This window comes from Acidovorax sp. Root70, from assembly GCF_001428225.1.
In the GTDB taxonomy this organism is placed as follows: Bacteria; Pseudomonadota; Gammaproteobacteria; order Burkholderiales; family Burkholderiaceae_C; genus Acidovorax.
In genome coordinates, this window is sequence record NZ_LMHQ01000032.1 from 101,316 (window position 1) to 117,675 (window position 16,360).

The 16,360-nt window shown below is 64.3% G+C and carries 16 protein-coding genes; 13 read left to right on the plus strand and 3 right to left on the minus strand.

Going from position 1 to position 16,360, the window contains the following annotated elements; all coding sequences use genetic code 11:
- Positions 1-44 precede the first annotated feature (44 nt).
- From ASD94_RS22075 to ubiA, 3 genes are all read left to right on the plus strand, one after another.
- Positions 45-1,784 (plus strand): dipeptidase, encoded by a 1,740-nt coding sequence (locus tag ASD94_RS22075; RefSeq protein ID WP_056647932.1) that lies wholly within the window; start codon positions 45-47, stop codon positions 1,782-1,784.
- Between the two features lie 184 nt (positions 1,785-1,968).
- The gene (locus ASD94_RS22080) at positions 1,969-2,487 is read left to right on the plus strand and encodes a Dps family protein (protein ID WP_056647935.1); all 519 of its coding nucleotides are present in this window, start codon (positions 1,969-1,971) and stop codon (positions 2,485-2,487) included.
- A 120-nt stretch (positions 2,488-2,607) separates the two neighbouring features.
- Positions 2,608-3,501 carry a 4-hydroxybenzoate octaprenyltransferase gene (gene ubiA, locus ASD94_RS22085; RefSeq protein ID WP_056647938.1) on the plus strand — a complete coding sequence of 298 codons (894 nt, stop codon included), beginning with the start codon at positions 2,608-2,610 and terminating at the stop codon, positions 3,499-3,501.
- Between the two features lie 43 nt (positions 3,502-3,544).
- On the opposite strand, the gene proC is transcribed toward ubiA, so the two are convergent.
- The 3 genes from proC to ASD94_RS22100 all read right to left on the minus strand — a co-directional run bounded on the left by proC (position 3,545) and on the right by ASD94_RS22100 (position 6,864).
- Entirely contained in the window at positions 3,545-4,390 is an 846-nt protein-coding gene (gene proC, locus ASD94_RS22090) for a pyrroline-5-carboxylate reductase (protein ID WP_056647941.1), read from the minus strand.
- 195 nt (positions 4,391-4,585) lie between these two features.
- Positions 4,586-6,079: a glycerol kinase GlpK gene (gene glpK / locus ASD94_RS22095; RefSeq protein ID WP_056647943.1), complete on the minus strand. Its 1,494-nt coding sequence runs from the start codon at positions 6,077-6,079 to the stop codon at positions 4,586-4,588.
- Positions 6,080-6,099: 20 nt separating this feature from the next.
- Positions 6,100-6,864 carry a DeoR/GlpR family DNA-binding transcription regulator gene (locus ASD94_RS22100; RefSeq protein ID WP_056648352.1) on the minus strand — a complete coding sequence of 255 codons (765 nt, stop codon included), beginning with the start codon at positions 6,862-6,864 and terminating at the stop codon, positions 6,100-6,102.
- Between the two features lie 235 nt (positions 6,865-7,099).
- Here ASD94_RS22100 and ASD94_RS22105 point away from each other — a divergent pair, with 235 nt between their 5' ends.
- The 10 genes from ASD94_RS22105 to rplE all read left to right on the plus strand — a co-directional run bounded on the left by ASD94_RS22105 (position 7,100) and on the right by rplE (position 16,353).
- Positions 7,100-8,191, plus strand: coding sequence for an ABC transporter ATP-binding protein (locus ASD94_RS22105; RefSeq protein WP_056647945.1), 1,092 nt, complete (start codon positions 7,100-7,102; stop codon positions 8,189-8,191).
- Between the two features lies 1 nt (position 8,192).
- Positions 8,193-9,269, plus strand: a complete 1,077-nt coding sequence (locus tag ASD94_RS22110; protein WP_056647948.1) for an ABC transporter ATP-binding protein — start codon at positions 8,193-8,195, stop codon at positions 9,267-9,269.
- A complete protein-coding gene (locus ASD94_RS22115; protein WP_056647951.1) occupies positions 9,266-10,162 on the plus strand; it encodes a carbohydrate ABC transporter permease in 897 nt (298 codons plus the stop codon). The genes ASD94_RS22110 and ASD94_RS22115 overlap by 4 nt, the downstream gene beginning before the upstream one ends.
- The gene (locus tag ASD94_RS22120) at positions 10,155-10,967 is read left to right on the plus strand and encodes a carbohydrate ABC transporter permease (RefSeq protein ID WP_056647953.1); all 813 of its coding nucleotides are present in this window, start codon (positions 10,155-10,157) and stop codon (positions 10,965-10,967) included. Before ASD94_RS22115 ends, ASD94_RS22120 begins: the two co-directional genes overlap by 8 nt.
- A gap of 12 nt (positions 10,968-10,979) precedes the next feature.
- Entirely contained in the window at positions 10,980-11,288 is a 309-nt protein-coding gene (locus ASD94_RS22125) for a DUF2160 domain-containing protein (protein ID WP_056647956.1), read from the plus strand.
- A 113-nt stretch (positions 11,289-11,401) separates the two neighbouring features.
- Positions 11,402-13,132, plus strand: a complete 1,731-nt coding sequence (locus tag ASD94_RS22130) for an ABC transporter substrate-binding protein (protein WP_056647959.1) — start codon at positions 11,402-11,404, stop codon at positions 13,130-13,132.
- 186 nt (positions 13,133-13,318) lie between these two features.
- The gene (locus ASD94_RS22135; RefSeq protein WP_056648356.1) at positions 13,319-14,911 is read left to right on the plus strand and encodes a glycerol-3-phosphate dehydrogenase/oxidase; all 1,593 of its coding nucleotides are present in this window, start codon (positions 13,319-13,321) and stop codon (positions 14,909-14,911) included.
- Positions 14,912-15,105: 194 nt separating this feature from the next.
- The gene (gene rplN / locus ASD94_RS22140) at positions 15,106-15,474 is read left to right on the plus strand and encodes a 50S ribosomal protein L14 (RefSeq protein ID WP_007861702.1); all 369 of its coding nucleotides are present in this window, start codon (positions 15,106-15,108) and stop codon (positions 15,472-15,474) included.
- Between the two features lie 9 nt (positions 15,475-15,483).
- Entirely contained in the window at positions 15,484-15,804 is a 321-nt protein-coding gene (rplX, locus tag ASD94_RS22145; RefSeq protein ID WP_008906524.1) for a 50S ribosomal protein L24, read from the plus strand.
- 9 nt (positions 15,805-15,813) lie between these two features.
- The gene (rplE, locus tag ASD94_RS22150) at positions 15,814-16,353 is read left to right on the plus strand and encodes a 50S ribosomal protein L5 (RefSeq protein WP_005793632.1); all 540 of its coding nucleotides are present in this window, start codon (positions 15,814-15,816) and stop codon (positions 16,351-16,353) included.
- The last annotated feature ends 7 nt before the right edge of the window (positions 16,354-16,360 follow it).

Below are 16,360 nucleotides of genomic sequence, written 5' to 3' on the forward strand. Positions count from 1 at the left end.
TGACCCGCGTCCGGCTGCGGCCCCGCTCCACACAAAAGGTTCCCATGAAGAAGCTTTGGCTCACCGCCACCCTGGCTGCCGCCTTGACGGCATGTTCGTCCATCTCCCCCACCACGGCGCCCACAGCCGCCACACTGAAGAAACCGGCGCTCGACCGCATTGCCGCAGCGCCCGCCGCAGCCGCTGCGGCGGACTTCCGGCAGTTTCTGGCGCTGGCGGCCCAGATGCAGCCCGTGCTGCAACCGGCCGTGGCGGCCTACCTGGCGAAGCAGCCCCTGGCCGGTGACGATCTGGTCAACATCGGCCGCCTGCTGGGCCTGCACAACCGTCTGCGCAACCAGGCCGCTGTGATCGATGCCACCGCGCGCATGGTGGCCATCCCTACCGTGCGCTCCGACAAGGTGCCGCCGCACGAAGACAAACACATCATTGCCTTCGGCACCCTGGTCGAAGGCATGGCCAAAGAGTTCGGCCTGCAGTACCGCAACGTGGACAACCGCATCTTTGAAGTGAAGTTGCCCGGCACTGGCCCCGAAGAGTTCGGCATCCTGACCCATGCGGATGTGGTACCTGTGGTGGCTGATGAATGGGTGCTGGACGACGGCACCAAGCTCGACCCCTTTCAACTGACCCGCGTGGGCGGCAACCTGTACGGCCGGGGCTCAATCGACGACAAGGGCTCCATCGCCACCGTGCTGTTTGCGATGAAGGCCGTGAAGGAAAGCGGCTTGCCGCTGGCCCGCACCATCCGCCTCATGATCGAGACCACCGAAGAAACCGGCGGCGACGCGATGAAGTACTACCGCGCCAAGACGTCGCTGCCTGAGTACAACATCGTGCTCGACAGCAAGTACCCCGCCGTGGTGGCCGAGAAGGGCTCGGGCGCGCTGCGCACCACCTTTGCACTGGGCGCCGCTGCTGGCAGCCAGCCCACCATCGTGGCCATGGCTGGCGCCGCATCGGCCAATGCAGTGCCCCAGACCGCTACGGCCCGCCTGCGTGGCGGCAACGCCGATGCCACTGCCCGCCAGCTCAGCGCTGCCAAGGACGCCTTTGTTGGCAAGTACACCGGCCAGGGCGGCCAATTCAGCATCGACGTGACGCGTGAAGGCGCAGACGTGCTGGTCAAGGTGACAGGTGTCTCGGCCCACGGCTCGCGCCCCGAAGAAGGCGTGAACCCGCTGCCGCGCCTGGCGCTGTTCCTGCAGCAATCCGGGGTGGCCGTGGCAGCCAATGGCTATGCCCAGGCTGTGAAGTACATCGGCGACCTGTATGGCGTGGACTACCTGGGCCGCACCATGGGCCTGGCTTACAGCGACGACTTCATGGGTCCGCTGACCATGTCGCCCAATCTGATCCGCGAGAAGGACGGCAAGGTCGATGTGCTGGTGAACGTGCGCATGCCCCGTGGCAACACGCCCGAGGCCCTGGCCAAGGCCACCACCGAACGCATCAAGGCCTGGGGCACCCAGGCTGGCGTAGCGGTGGAGGTGGACCACAACCAAGGCAACTGGATGGCGCGCGACCCCAAGGGTGCCTGGCTGGCCACGCTGCTCAACACCTTTGGCGACACCACCGGCCTGCCCGCGCAGCCCGTGCCAACGGCCGGCAGCACTACTGCCAAGCTGATGCCCAATGCCATCAACTTTGGCCCGGCCATGCCCGGCAAGAAGTACACGGCCCACAACGCCAAGGAGTTCAAGGAAGTGGTGGACCTGGATGCGGACATGCAGATGTTCACCGAGATGCTGGTGCGCATCGGCAACCTGCCGCAGATGCAGTGAGCCTGCGGGTGGTAGCCGCCCGCGTGTTTGCTTGACCCGGTTTCTTGACCCAGGTGCAAGGCATCAGCCTCGGCGAACGGGCGATGTCGGCGCCTTGCGCTACAGTGGCTGCGGACTCCGCGCGCAGCGCTCTCACGGGCCAGCCAGCGCGGGGCGTTTCATCTTTCAGCACGGAAGGACCCCCATGGCCAAAGCTCCTGGCAAAGCCGCACCCGGCAAGACCTCTGCCCCCAGCATCAACATCGGCATCAGCGACAAAGACCGCGCGGCCATCGCGCAGGGCCTGTCGCGCCTGCTGGCCGACACCTACACCCTGTACCTCACCACCCACAACTTCCACTGGAACGTGACGGGCCCGATGTTCAACACCCTGCACACCATGTTCATGGCGCAGTACACCGAGCTGTGGAACGCGGTGGACCCGATTGCCGAGCGCATCCGCTCGCTGGGCCATGTGGCCCCCGGCTCGTATGCCGAGTTTGGCAAGCTGGCCACCGTGCCCGACGCACCCGCCAAGCCGCCGAAGGCGCTGGACATGGTGCGTGTGCTGGTCGAAGGCCACGAGGCCGTGGCCCGCACCGCGCGCAGTCTGTTCCCCCTGGCCGACAAGGCCAGCGACGAACCCACGGCTGACCTGCTGACCCAGCGCCTGACGGTGCACGAGCAAACGGCCTGGATGCTGCGCTCTCTGCTGGAAGAGTAGTAAGAACGTCACCATGTGGTGAACCGAACGCCCGGTGGCTGCAAAGCTCCCGGGCGTTTTCAATGGGGTGCCATGGAGCAACCGGCGCCGGGTACCGGGCATCTGGGAAAATCCCGCGCCATGACCGCAGCATCCACCGCCCCCCGCAGCCGCTTCTCGCTCTACCTCGACCTCATCCGCTGGGACCGCCCCGCTGGCTGGCTGGTGTGTCTGTGGCCCACGCTGAGCGCGCTGTGGATTGCGGCCGATGGGTTTCCGGGCTGGCACCTGCTGGTGGTGTTTGTGCTGGGCACCATCCTGATGCGCAGCGCGGGCTGCTGCGTGAACGATGTGGCCGATCGCGACTTTGACAAGCACGTCAAGCGCACCGCGCAGCGGCCCGTGACCACGGGGGCTGTGTCGGTGAAAGAGGCGCTGGGCCTCGGCGCAGTGCTCGCGCTGGTGTCGTTTGGCCTAGTGCTCACCACCAACACCGCCGCCATCGCCTGGTCGGTGCCCGCCGTGCTGGTGGCCATTGCCTACCCGTTCACCAAACGCATCATCTCGATGCCGCAAGCGGTGCTGGGCATTGCGTTCAACTTTGGCATCGTCATCGCGTTTGCCGCTGTGCAGGGCAGCGTGCCGGCGGTGGCGTGGTGGATGTGGCTGGGCAATATGTTCTGGGTGCTGGCCTACGACACCGAATACGCGATGGTGGATCGCGACGACGACCTGAAGATTGGCATCAAGACCTCGGCCATCACCCTGGGGCGGCTGGATGTGGCCGCCATCGTGGTGTTCTATCTGCTTTTCTTGGGAATTTGGGCGGTAGCGCTACAACCATATACCCTGGGTGCTATTTTTTATGTAGCGCTTGCGGTGGCGTTGGCCCAGGCCGTATGGCACTTCACGCTCATCCGCACCCGCAACCGTGAGGGCTGCTTCAAGGCGTTCCGCATCAACCACTGGCTGGGCGCCACGGTGTTTGCGGGCATTGCGGGCAGTTACTTTGTGCGCGCAATGCTCACTAATTGATAGCATACAGCGCTTGATCGACTAGCGCTACCGCCCTAAAACATCAAGATCCGAACTCGTTGCCCAATTCGTTGGCGCGTTTTTCGGCAGCGCGCATGGCGGCCTCGAACGCCTGCGATACGCTGCTGGCTTCCATCGACTGCAGGGCCGCGTAGGTGGTGCCGCCCTTGGAGGTGACGCGTTCGCGCAGCACGGCGGGGGATTCGTCGGAACGGCGGGCCAGCTCGGACGCGCCCACAAACGTGCCCACGGCCAGCTGGTGCGCCTGCGCTTCGGTCAGGCCCATGCCCACGCCGGCGCGTGTCATGGCTTCGAGGAAGTAGAAAACATAGGCCGGGCCCGAGCCCGACAGGGCGGTGACGGCGTCGAGCTGGGTCTCGCTCTCCACCCACAGGAATTCGCCGGTGGACGCCATGATGGCTTCCACGCTCTGGCGCTCGGCGCTGGTCACGGCGGGGCGCGCGTAGATAGCGCTCATGCCCTTGCCCACCAGCGCGGGCGTGTTGGGCATGGTGCGCACGATGCGCTCGGTGCCCAGCCACTGGGCGATGCTGTCCGAGCGAATGCCTGCGGCCACGCTCAGGTGCAGGGCTTGCGGGGTGTGCGCCTTGGCCTGCGCGGCGGCGTCCTTGAAGGTCTGGGGCTTGACTGCCCAGACCACGATACTGGCGCGCTGCAACGCGGCGCCCGCCTCGGGCTGCGCGGTGAGGCCGAAGTTCTTGAGCAGCGCCTCGCGCGTGGGGGCATAGGGCTCGACCACCTCGATCTGGCTGGCCGGGTGGCCCTGGCGGATCAGCCCGCCAATGATGGCGCTGGCCATGTTGCCGCCGCCAATGAAGGCGATGGTGGGGAGTTGGGAATTTGCTGCGGCGGAAGCGGAGGAGGTCATGCTACGGTCAGGCGAGAAAGGGAGGCGCCATGGTAGCGCCGGAGACCTGTGATTGTCCGAATGGCCTGCGCAACTGGCGCGGCCCATGCCAGTGCTCCCGCGCAAGGGCCGCCCCGCCGCGCTGGGAGCGTCCCCCGCCCGCAACGCGCAGCGATGCGAGAGCGGGGGGAAGGCGCCGAAGGCGACTCAGGGGGGCTACTCTGCAACAGTTTGGCGCACGGCGTGTTCCCAGTTCGCCATCAGCTCCTGCGCGCGGCTGTTGCTCAGCGTGGGCACAAAACGCCGGTCGACGCGCCACAGGTGCGAGAGTTCATCCGTGCTGCGGTACACGCCGCTCGACAGCCCGGCCAGGTAGGCGGCGCCCAAAGCGGTGGTCTCGATGACCGCGGGCCGCACCACCGGAATGCCCAGCAGGTCGGCCTGGAACTGCATCAGCAAGTCGTTGATGCACGCGCCGCCGTCCACGCGCAGCTCGCTCACCGGGGCGCCACCGGCAGCCACGGCGTCGCGGCTCATGGCCAGCAGCAGGGCGGCGCTCTGGTAGGCAATGCTTTCGAGCGCCGCGCGCGCAATGTGGCCCAGCGTGGTGCCGCGTGTGAGTCCGGTGATGGTGCCGCGTGCGTCGGGCTTCCAGTACGGGGCGCCCAGGCCGGTGAAGGCGGGCACCATCATCACGCCGCCCGAATCGGGCACGCTTTGGGCCAGCGACTCGACCTCGTTGCTGGTGGAGATGGCGCGCAGGCCATCGCGCAGCCACTGCACCACCGCGCCGCCCACAAAGACACTGCCTTCCATCGCAAATTCAGGTTGCGCCGTCGCCTGCGCTGCGCTGGTGGTGAGCAGGCCGTTCTGCGAGGTTTGGAACGTGCCGCCCGTGTGCATGAGCATGAAGCAGCCTGTGCCATAGGTGTTCTTGGCCATGCCCGCCGTGAAGCAGGCCTGGCCGAACAGCGCGCTTTGCTGGTCGCCCGCCACGCCGTCGATGCGGATGGCGTGGCCCAGCAGGTCGGCGGCGATGTCGCCAAAGTGGGCGCTGGACGGCAACACCTCGGGCATCAGCGCCTTCGGGATGCGCAGCAGCGCCAGCAGCTCGTCGTCCCACTGGTTGGTGTGCACATTGAACAGCATGGTGCGTGATGCATTGCTCACATCCGTCACGTGCACCTTGCCGTGGGTCAGCTTCCACATCAGCCAGCTGTCCACCGTGCCAAAGGCCAGCTCACCGCGCTCGGCCGCGTCGCGGGCGCCGGGCACGTGGTCCAGCATCCACTGCAGCTTCGTGCCGGAGAAGTACGCATCCACCAGCAGGCCGGTCTTGGCCTGGATGGTGGCGGCATGGCCTTGCTCGCGCAGCTGGGCGCAGGCGGGTTCGGCGCGCCGGTCCTGCCACACGATGGCGTGGTGCACGGGCTGGCCGGTTTTGCGGTTCCACAGCACCGTGGTTTCGCGCTGGTTGGTGATGCCGACGGCACGGATGTCGCTGGCCGCAATGCCCGCTTTGGCCAGCGCATCGCGCGCGGTGGCGAGCTGGGTGCGCCAGATCTCCAGCGGGTCGTGCTCCACCCAGCCGGGCTGGGGGTAGATCTGAGGCAGCTCCAGCTGCGCCTGCGCCACGATGTGGCCGCCTTCGTCAAAAACGATGCTGCGGGAGCTGGAGGTGCCTTGGTCGAGGGCGAGCAAGTAGGTCATGGTGAGGAAGATTCAGGAATTCAGGCGGCGACTGTGCAGAGGACTTCGGCGTCTTGCAATAGGGCAGGAAACGGCTCAGGCGGCGGTGCATCGGTAAACAGGCGGTCGATCTGCGCCAGAGTGGCCAGTTGCACCATGGCCGGGCGGTTGAACTTGCTGAAGTCGGCCGCCAGCCAGACCTCGCGCGCGTGCTCGATGATGGTTTGCGCCACCTTCACCTCGCGGTAGTCAAAGTCGCGCAGCGACCCGTCCGGCTCGATGCCCGAAATGCCGATGAGCGCAATGTCCACCTTGAACTGGCGGATGAAGTCCACCGCCGCTTCGCCCACGATGCCCCGGTCGCGCGCGCGCACCACGCCGCCGGCCACGATGACCTCGCATTCGGGGTTGCCGCTCAGGATGGCGGCCACATTCAGGTTGTTGGTGATCACGCGCAGGCCCCGGTGGTGCAGCAGCGCCTTGGCAATGGCCTCGGTGGTGGTGCCGATGTTCAGGATCAGCGAGCAGTCGTTGGGCACCTGTTCGGCCACGGCGCGCGCAATGCGCGCTTTGCCTTCGGCATGCAGGTTTTCGCGCTGGGTGTGCGCCAGGTTCTCCACCGTGGAGCTGGGCACGCGCACGCCGCCATGAAAGCGCGTGAGCAGTCCCGACTCCGCGAGGCGCTGCACGTCGCGGCGCACCGTCTGCAGCGTGACCCCCAGGGTGTCGGCAAGTTGTTCCACCGTGGCGGACTTGCGCGCGCGCACTTCTTCGAGGAGTTGGAGTTGGCGGGGATTGGTGTTCACGGTGGGGTGTGGTGCGCAGTGGTTTGTCACCGAATCGTAACGAATATGAAACATTCGCTTTGGTGCCCGGTGACACGCCAAAGACTGTAAATCGAACAAAAACGAATTGATTAAGGGTAAACCTTGATTCGATTCGAACAAAAAGGAACAAAAATGAAAAAGATCGAAATTTGAGGGCTGCCGTGCGTGTGTGCAGCCCTTTCACACAGGCCGCAGGGCCGGAAGAGGATGCTTCATGCAGCTGGCGTTGGACAGCATCAGCAAAAAAGTCGGGGCGCAGACCTGGCTGTACGACATGAACCTGTCGCTGCAGCCCAATGCCGTGACGGTGCTGCTGGGGGCGACCCAGGCGGGCAAGACCAGCCTGATGCGCATCATGGCGGGGTTGGATGTGCCCACCCACGGGCGTGTGTTGGTGGATGGCAAGGACGTGACGGGCACCCCGGTGCGCGACCGCAATGTGGCCATGGTGTACCAGCAGTTCATCAATTACCCCTCGATGAAGGTGGCGGCCAACATCGCGTCGCCCCTGAAGCTGCGCGGCGAAAAGAACATCGACGCCCGCATGCGTGAAATTGCCAGCCGCCTGCACATCGACATGTTCCTGGACCGCTACCCGGCCGAGCTGTCGGGCGGCCAGCAGCAGCGCGTGGCGCTGGCCCGTGCCCTGGCCAAGGGCGCGCCCCTGATGCTGCTGGACGAGCCCCTGGTCAACCTGGACTACAAGCTGCGCGAAGAACTGCGCGAGGAGCTGACCCAGCTGTTTGCCGCCGGCCAGTCCACCGTGGTCTACGCCACCACCGAGCCGGGCGAGGCCCTGCTGCTGGGCGGCTACACGGCGGTGCTGGACGAAGGCCAGCTGCTGCAGTACGGCCCCACGGCCGAGGTGTTCCATGCGCCCAATTCGCTGCGCGTGGCGCGCGCTTTCAGCGACCCGCCGATGAACCTGATTGCCGCCTCGGCCACGCCTGCCGGTGTGCGCCTGCAGGGCGGCTTGGAGCTGAGCGTGCCGCTCCCACAAGGCGTGGCGGCAGCTGCCGGCCTCACGGTGGGCGTGCGCGCCAGTGCGCTGCGCGTGGCGGCCCGCCCGGGCGACGTCAGTGTGGCAGGGGTGGTGGAGCTGGCCGAGATTTCGGGCTCCGACACCTTTGTGCACGCGGCCACGCCCTGGGGTGACCTGGTGGCGCAGCTGACCGGCGTGCATTACTTTGAACTGGGCACGCCCATCACGCTGCACCTGGACCCCGCCCAGGCCTACGTGTTTGGTGCCGACGGCCGACTGGCCTGGGCGCCCGCCCGGCCTGCTACCGCACAAGGAGGGCGCTGACATGGCCCGCATCAGCCTGGACTTGGCGCATTCGTACAAGCCCAACCCGCAGCAGGACAGCGACTACGCGCTGCTGCCGCTCAAGATGGAGTTCGAGGACGGCGGCGCGTATGCGCTGCTCGGCCCTTCGGGCTGTGGCAAGACCACCATGCTCAACATCATGTCGGGGCTGCTCGTGCCCTCGCATGGCAAGGTGCTGTTTGACGGCCGCGACGTGACGCGCGCCAGCCCGCAGGAGCGCAACATCGCCCAGGTGTTCCAGTTCCCCGTGATCTACGACACCATGACGGTGGCCGAGAACCTGGCCTTCCCGTTGCGTAACCGCAAGGTGCCTGAGGACCAGATCAAGCAGCGCGTGGGTGTGATTGCCGAGATGCTGGAGATGAGTGGGCAGCTCAACCAGCGCGCCGCAGGCCTGGCGGCCGATGCCAAGCAGAAGATCTCGCTTGGCCGTGGCTTGGTGCGCGCCGATGTGGCCGCCGTACTGTTCGACGAGCCGCTCACGGTGATCGACCCCCATCTCAAGTGGCAGTTGCGGCGCAAACTCAAGCAGATTCACCACGAACTCAAGCTCACGCTGATCTACGTCACGCACGACCAGGTGGAGGCACTGACCTTTGCCGACCAGGTGGTGGTGATGACGCGCGGCAAGGCCGTGCAGGTAGGCTCGGCCGACGCCTTGTTCGAGCGGCCCGCACACACCTTCGTGGGCCACTTCATTGGTTCGCCGGGCATGAACTTCTTGCCAGCGCACAGCGAGGGCGGCAGCCTCACCGTGGCCGGCAACCGCCTGGCCAGCCCCGTGGGCCGCACGCTGCCCGCTGGCGCCCTGCAGGTCGGCATCCGCCCCGAATACCTGGCGCTGGCCCAGCCGCAACAGGCAGGTGCACTGCCCGGCACGGTGGTGCAGGTGCAGGACATTGGCACCTATCAGATGCTGACCGCCAAGGTGGGTGAGCACACCGTCAAGGCGCGTTTCACGCCCGAGACGCGACTGCCATCGGCCGGTGACACGGCCTGGCTGCAGGTGCTGGGTGAGCACACCTGCTTCTACCAAAATGAGGAGCTCCTGGGATGAGCACAACGACCAAGCCCGTCAACCAGAAAGCCTGGTTCCTGATCCTGCCCGTGATTCTGTGTGTGGCCTTCTCGGCCATCCTGCCGCTGATGACGGTGGTGAACTACTCGGTGCAGGACATCATCAGCCCCGAGCGCCGCGTGTTCGTGGGCACCGAGTGGTTCGTGCAGGTGATGCGCGACGAGGAGCTGCACGCCGCGCTGCTGCGCCAGCTCACCTTCTCGCTGGCCGTGCTGGCGGTGGAGATTCCGCTGGGCATCCTGCTCGCGCTCTCCATGCCCGCGCAGGGCTGGAAGTCGTCCGCCGTGCTGGTGGTGGTGGCGCTGTCGCTGCTGATTCCGTGGAACGTGGTGGGCACCATCTGGCAGATCTATGGCCGTGCCGACATCGGCCTCATGGGCCGGCTGCTGCAGCAGATGGGCATCGAATACAGCTACACCGGCAACGCCACGCAGGCCTGGCTCACGGTGCTGCTGATGGATGTGTGGCACTGGACGCCGCTGGTCGCGCTGCTGGCGTTTGCCGGGCTGCGCTCCATCCCGGACGCGTACTACCAGGCCGCGCGCATTGACGGCGCCAGCAAGTTCGCGGTGTTCCGCTACATCCAGCTGCCCAAGATGCGCGGCGTGCTGATGATTGCCGTGCTGCTGCGCTTCATGGACAGTTTCATGATCTACACCGAGCCCTTTGTGCTCACGGGCGGCGGGCCAGGCAATGCCACCACCTTCCTGAGCCAGTACCTCACGACCAAGGCCGTGGGCCAGTTTGATCTGGGCCCTGCCGCAGCGTTCTCGCTGATCTATTTCTTCATCATCCTGCTGCTGTGCTTCATCCTCTACAACTGGATGCAGCGCGTGGGCACCGCCAGCAACGAAGGGGCCGGCCATGAATGAAAAGCGCTTCCAGAAGCGGTCGATCTTCCTTGTCGTCTACCTCATCTTCGCCGTGCTGCCCATCTACTGGATGGTCAACATGAGCTTCAAGACGAACGCGGAGATCCTGTCGACGTTCTCGTTCTTCCCCCAGCATTTCACCTGGGATAACTACAAGACCATCTTCACGGACGAGTCCTGGTATTCGGGCTACATCAACAGCCTGATCTACGTGGGCATCAACACGGTGATCTCGCTCACCGTGGCGCTGCCTGCGGCTTATGCGTTCAGCCGCTACCAGTTCCTGGGCGACAAGCATGTGTTCTTCTGGCTGCTGACCAACCGCATGACGCCGCCGGCCGTGTTTTTGCTGCCGTTCTTCCAGCTGTACACGACCGTGGGGCTGATGGACACGCACATCGCCGTAGCGCTGGCGCACCTCTTGTTCAACGTGCCGCTGGCGGTGTGGATTCTCGAAGGTTTCATGAGCGGCATCCCTCGTGAAATTGACGAGACGGCCTACATCGACGGCTACAGCTTTTCGCGCTTTTTCATGACCATCTTCCTGCCGCTCATCAAGGCGGGCGTGGGTGTGGCGGCGTTCTTCTGCTTCATGTTCAGCTGGGTGGAGCTACTGCTGGCGCGCACGCTGACCAGCGTGAATGCCAAGCCCATCGTGGCCACGATGACACGCACCGTCAGCGCCTCGGGCATGGACTGGGCCACGCTCGCGGCTGCTGGGGTGCTGACCATCGTGCCGGGTGCCATCGTGATCTGGTTTGTTCGCCACTACATCGCAAAAGGCTTTGCGATGGGGCGTGTTTGAGGAGGCAGCGACATGTTTGACTGGATGGCCTGGACGCTGCCTGTGGCGGTGTTCTTCGTTTGCATCGTGCTGATGCTGATTGGCATGACGGTGTGGGAGATCAAGTCCCCCACAGTGATGCGCAGGGGCTTTTTGCCGCTGGAGACCACGCGCGGCGACCGGCTGTTTATCGGCCTGTTGTCAGCGGCTTATGTGAATCTGATTTTTGTGGGCATCAGCGGCAAGCTGGCCCAGTGGTTCAGCCTGCAAGGCGATCCGTCGATCTGGATCAGCTTTGTGCTGTCGATGGCGCTGCTGGTGTTCATCCTGCGCAAAGGGTGAGATGCCTCCGGGCAGCTTTGATTTCAATGGTTCCCGTCGTGCGGCTCAACCCTTCCCCGGAGCTGCGCGACCCTTGTATCCAAAGGGGAGATGACTATGAGGAGACAGGCACTATGAAGACGCGGTACACAGCGCTGGCACTGGCAGTGGCGGTCATGACGGGTCAGGCCGCCATGGCGGGCGAGGCGGAGGCCAAGAAATGGATCGACAGCGAGTTTCAGCCCTCCACGCTGAGCAAAGACCAGCAGATGGCCGAGATGAAGTGGTTCATGGACGCGGCCAAGAAACTGCAGGCCAAGGGTGTGAAGGAGATCTCGGTGGTGTCGGAAACCATCACCACCCACGAATATGAGTCCAAGACGCTCGCCAAGGCGTTCGAAGAAATCACGGGCATCAAGGTCAAGCACGACCTGATCCAGGAAGGTGATGTGGTCGAGAAGCTGCAGACCTCCATGCAGTCGGGCAAGTCGATCTATGACGGCTGGATCTCGGACTCTGACCTGATCGGTACGCACTACCGTTACGGCAAGATCATGAACCTGACCGACTACATGGGCGGCGCGGGCAAGGAGTGGACCAACCCCGGCATCGACATCAAGGACTACATCGGCACCAAGTTCACGACCGCGCCCGATGGCAAGCTGTACCAGTTGCCCGACCAGCAGTTCGCCAACCTGTACTGGTTCCGCGCCGATCTGTTCGACCGCAAGGATATCAAGGACAAGTTCAAAGCCAAGTACGGCTACGACCTGGGCGTGCCGCTGAACTGGAGCGCCTACGAGGACATCGCCGAGTTCTTCACCAACGACGTGAAGAACATCGACGGCAAGCCGATCTATGGCCACATGGACTACGGCAAGAAGGACCCGTCGCTGGGCTGGCGTTTCACCGACGCCTGGCTGTCCATGGCAGGTGCTGCCGACATTGGCGCCCCCAACGGCCTGCCGATCGACGAGTGGGGCATCCGTGTGGCTGACGACAAGTGCACACCGGTAGGTGCCAGCGTGGCCCGTGGCGGTGCGACCAACTCGCCCGCCGCCGTCTACGCCCTCACCAAGTACGTGGACTGGATGAAGAAGTACGCGCCCAAGGAAGCCACGGGCATGACCTTCGGCGAAGCCGGCCCCGTGCCCGCCCAGGGCCAGATCGCGCAGCAGATCTTCTGGTACACCGCGTTCACGGCCGACATGACCAAGCCTGGCCTGCCTGTGATGAACGCCGACGGCACGCCCAAGTGGCGCATGGCCCCTGGCCCCAACGGCCCGTACTGGAAGCAGGGCATGCAGAACGGCTACCAGGACGTGGGTTCGTGGACTTTCTTCAAGGACCATGATGCCAACAAAACGGCTGCCGCCTGGCTGTACGCCCAGTTTGTGACCGCCAAGACCACGTCGCTCAAGAAGACGCTGACAGGCCTGACCCCGATCCGCGAGAGCGACATCCAGTCCAAGGCCATGACCGATGCCGCACCCAAGCTCGGCGGACTGGTGGAGTTCTACCGCAGCCCTGCCCGCGTGGCATGGTCGCCCACCGGTACCAACGTGCCCGACTACCCCAAGCTGGCGCAGCTCTGGTGGAAGAACGTAGCCCAGGCTGTGACGGGTGAAAAGACCCCCCAGGGCGCCATGGACACGCTGGCCGACGAGATGGACCAGGTGATGGCCCGTCTGGAACGGGCTGGCATGGCGCATTGCGCACCCAAGCTGAACCCCAAGAGCGACCCCGCGAAGTGGCTGAGCGACAAGCAGGCGCCTTGGGCCAAGCTGGCCAATGAGAAGCCAAAGGGCCAGACGATTGCCTACGGCACGCTCCTGCAAGCGTGGAAGGACGGCAAGACGCGCTGATCCACAGATCAAGGGGTTCATGTAACCACCATTGATCGGCAGCCAGGGCTCACAAGGTCTCTGGCTGCCTTTTTTGCTCCATACCGCCCCGGCCTCCATTGGGCTTGGGGCGGGTTCTCACCCCGGGAGTGTCAGGAATTCAAGGGTAAACCCTTGGTTTTTGCTCCGCCCATGGACAATCACCCCATGACCATTGCCACCGCTCCCCTCCCCACACGGCGCGCCGACCTCCTGGCCCGCCTTGCCCAGCCGCACCACTATGACCTCGCCGTGATCGGCGGGGGCGCGACGGGCCTGGGGGTGGCGCTGGATGCTGCGGCGCGCGGCTTCAGCGTGGTCCTGGTGGATTCCCACGATTTCGCCAAAGGGACGTCGTCCCGCGCCACGAAGCTGGTGCATGGCGGAGTCCGTTATCTGGCGCAGGGCAACATCGCCCTGGTGCGCGAGGCGCTGCATGAGCGCACCACGCTGCTGCACAACGCGCCCCACCTCGCGCAGCCATTGCCCTTCGTAATGCCGTCGTACCGTTTTTGGGAAACCCCCTTTTATGGTGTCGGGCTGATGATGTACGACGCGCTGGCGGGTAAGGCGGGCCTGGGCGCCACGCAGTTCCTGGGGCGCGAGAGCACCCTGCGGTGCCTGCCCACCGCCCGGACCGAGGGCCTCAAAGGCGGGGTCAAATACTGGGATGGCCAGTTCGACGATGCGCGCCTGGCGCTGGCGCTGGCGCGCACGGCGGCCAGCCTGGGCGCCTTGGTGGTCAATTACTGCCCAGCCAAATCTTTGGTCCATGAGGCCGGCAAGGTCGTGGGCTTTGTCTGCGAGGACGCGGACAGCGGCCAGCAGTTCTCCGTGCGCGCCCGGTCGGTGGTCAACGCCACGGGCGTGTGGGTGGACACCTTGCGCCAGATGGATGGTGAAGCCATCGGTCGGCCCGTCAAGCCCATGGTGGCGCCCAGCCAAGGCGTGCACATCGTGGTGGACCGGGAATTCTTGCCGTCTGACCACGCCTTGATGGTGCCCAAGACGGCCGATGGCCGCGTGCTGTTTGCGGTGCCTTGGCTGGGCAAACTCATTCTGGGCACCACCGACAGCCCACGCCAGGACGTAGTGCGTGAGCCCGAGCCCTTCCGGGAGGAAGTGCGGTTCATCCTGGAGGAATCCGCCCGCTACCTGACCCGCGCGCCCCGCGTCGAGGACATCCGCAGCATCTGGGTGGGCTTGCGCCCGCTGGTCAAGCCGCAGGACGACGACGGCGATAACACCAAGAAAATCAGCCGGGAGCACACGGTGCTGGCGAGCCGCAGTGGTCTGATCACCGTGACCGGTGGCAAATGGACCACGTACCGCGCCATGGCCGAAGATGTGTTGCAAAAATGCTTCACCACGGGACTGCTGCCAGAAAAGCCTGCAGGCGTGACCAATCACCTGCCCCTGGTGGGAACGCCGCGGGAGCCGGTGCGGCACCGTATCAGCGATGCCCAGGGTCTGCATTCGTACGGCAGTGAGGCGGCTGAGGTGCTGCGAACCCCGGGCGCCGAGAGGAGTCTGGGCGAAGGCCTCACGGAAGCGATGGTGCGCTTTGCTGCCCGCCACGAATACGCCTGCACCGTGGAAGACGTGCTGGCTCGCCGCTCGCGCCTGCTGTTCCTGGACGCCCGCAAGGCCATTGAGCTGGCCCCCCTCGTTGCGGACATTCTGCGTGAGGAGTTGGGTGCAGACCCGCAGCTGGCGGCCTTTCTGACCCTGGCGCAACAGTATCTGCATGTGCCTGCGTAGCACACGCTTGACTTCCTGAAAGTCCTTTGCAATAATCGAGGGCTTCGCGTTTAAAGCGTGAAGTTTCTGCCCAGCGGGAAGTGCTGCAAATGGTTTGCGGTGCGGACGACGGGCCCAAGACTGACTGGCTGATCTGCAGCCCTTGAGAAGTTCTCTGGGGCTGTTGTCTTCTGGTGCAAGTTGGGAATATTGAAATGATCCAGACAGAATCTCGGTTAGAGGTTGCCGATAATACCGGCGCCAAGTCCGTCCTTTGCATTAAGGTGCTGGGTGGCTCGAAGCGTCGCTATGCAAGCGTTGGCGACATCATCAAGGTGAGCATCAAAGAAGCCGCTCCACGTGGCCGCGTCAAAAAAGGCGAGGTTTACAGCGCAGTGGTGGTTCGCACGGCGAAGGGTATTCGTCGCGGCGATGGTTCGCTCGTGAAATTCGACGGCAATGCTGCAGTGTTGCTGAATGCAAAGTTGGAGCCCATCGGCACCCGCATCTTTGGACCCGTGACGCGTGAACTGCGTACCGAGAAGTTCATGAAGATCGTGTCCCTGGCTCCTGAAGTTCTCTAAGGACGCGCCATGAATAAGATTCGCAAGGGCGACGAAGTCATCGTGCTGACCGGCCGTGACAAGGGTAAGCGCGGCACTGTGTCGCTGCGCAAGGATGACTCCCACCTCGTCATCGACGGCATCAACCTCGTCAAGAAGCACGCCAAGCCAAACCCCATGAAGGGCACGACCGGCGGCATCATCGAAAAGGCCATGCCGATTCACCAGTCCAACGTCGCTATCTTCAATGCCGCCACCGGCAAGGCGGATCGCGTGGGCATCAAGGTGCAGGCTGACGGCACGCGCGTTCGCGTGTTCAAGTCCAGCGGCGCTGAAATCAAGGCGGCCTAAGGGGTAAACATGGCACGACTCCAAGAAATTTACCGCGACAAGATCGCTCCCGAGCTGACCAAGCAGTTCGGTTACACCTCGCCGATGCAGGTTCCCCGTCTGACCAAGATCACCCTGAACATGGGCGTGAGCGAAGCAGTCTCGGACAAGAAGGTGATGGACAACGCCGTGGCTGACCTGACCAAGATTGCTGGTCAGAAGCCTGTGGTGACCAAGGCCAAGAAGGCTATCGCCGGTTTCAAGATCCGCGAAGGCCAGGCCATCGGTTGCATGGTCACGCTGCGTGGCGTGCAGATGTATGAGTTCCTGGACCGTTTCGTGACCGTGGCTCTGCCCCGCGTTCGTGACTTCCGTGGTATCTCCGGTCGCGCTTTCGATGGCCGTGGCAACTACAACATCGGCGTCAAAGAACAGATCATCTTCCCTGAAATTGAGTACGACAAGGTTGACGCTTTGCGCGGTCTCAATATCAGCATCACCACGACGGCCAAGTCCGACGAAGAAGCCAAGGCGCTTCTCGCTGGTTTCCGTTTCCCGTTCAAGAACTGAGGCGAAG

Coding starts and splice junctions, on each gene's coding strand:
- ubiA (WP_056647938.1), top strand. CDS start 2,608: ATGACCGCAGCATCCACCGCCCCCCGCAGCCGCTTCTCGCTCTACCTC.
- rplN (WP_007861702.1), top strand. CDS start 15,106: ATGATCCAGACAGAATCTCGGTTAGAGGTTGCCGATAATACCGGCGCC.
- ASD94_RS22115 (WP_056647951.1), top strand. CDS start 9,266: ATGAGCACAACGACCAAGCCCGTCAACCAGAAAGCCTGGTTCCTGATC.
- ASD94_RS22130 (WP_056647959.1), top strand. CDS start 11,402: ATGAAGACGCGGTACACAGCGCTGGCACTGGCAGTGGCGGTCATGACG.
- rplE (WP_005793632.1), top strand. CDS start 15,814: ATGGCACGACTCCAAGAAATTTACCGCGACAAGATCGCTCCCGAGCTG.
- ASD94_RS22135 (WP_056648356.1), top strand. CDS start 13,319: ATGACCATTGCCACCGCTCCCCTCCCCACACGGCGCGCCGACCTCCTG.
- proC (WP_056647941.1), bottom strand. CDS start 4,390: ATGACCTCCTCCGCTTCCGCCGCAGCAAATTCCCAACTCCCCACCATC.
- ASD94_RS22120 (WP_056647953.1), top strand. CDS start 10,155: ATGAATGAAAAGCGCTTCCAGAAGCGGTCGATCTTCCTTGTCGTCTAC.
- ASD94_RS22075 (WP_056647932.1), top strand. CDS start 45: ATGAAGAAGCTTTGGCTCACCGCCACCCTGGCTGCCGCCTTGACGGCA.
- glpK (WP_056647943.1), bottom strand. CDS start 6,079: ATGACCTACTTGCTCGCCCTCGACCAAGGCACCTCCAGCTCCCGCAGC.
- ASD94_RS22125 (WP_056647956.1), top strand. CDS start 10,980: ATGTTTGACTGGATGGCCTGGACGCTGCCTGTGGCGGTGTTCTTCGTT.
- ASD94_RS22080 (WP_056647935.1), top strand. CDS start 1,969: ATGGCCAAAGCTCCTGGCAAAGCCGCACCCGGCAAGACCTCTGCCCCC.
- ASD94_RS22110 (WP_056647948.1), top strand. CDS start 8,193: ATGGCCCGCATCAGCCTGGACTTGGCGCATTCGTACAAGCCCAACCCG.
- rplX (WP_008906524.1), top strand. CDS start 15,484: ATGAATAAGATTCGCAAGGGCGACGAAGTCATCGTGCTGACCGGCCGT.
- ASD94_RS22105 (WP_056647945.1), top strand. CDS start 7,100: ATGCAGCTGGCGTTGGACAGCATCAGCAAAAAAGTCGGGGCGCAGACC.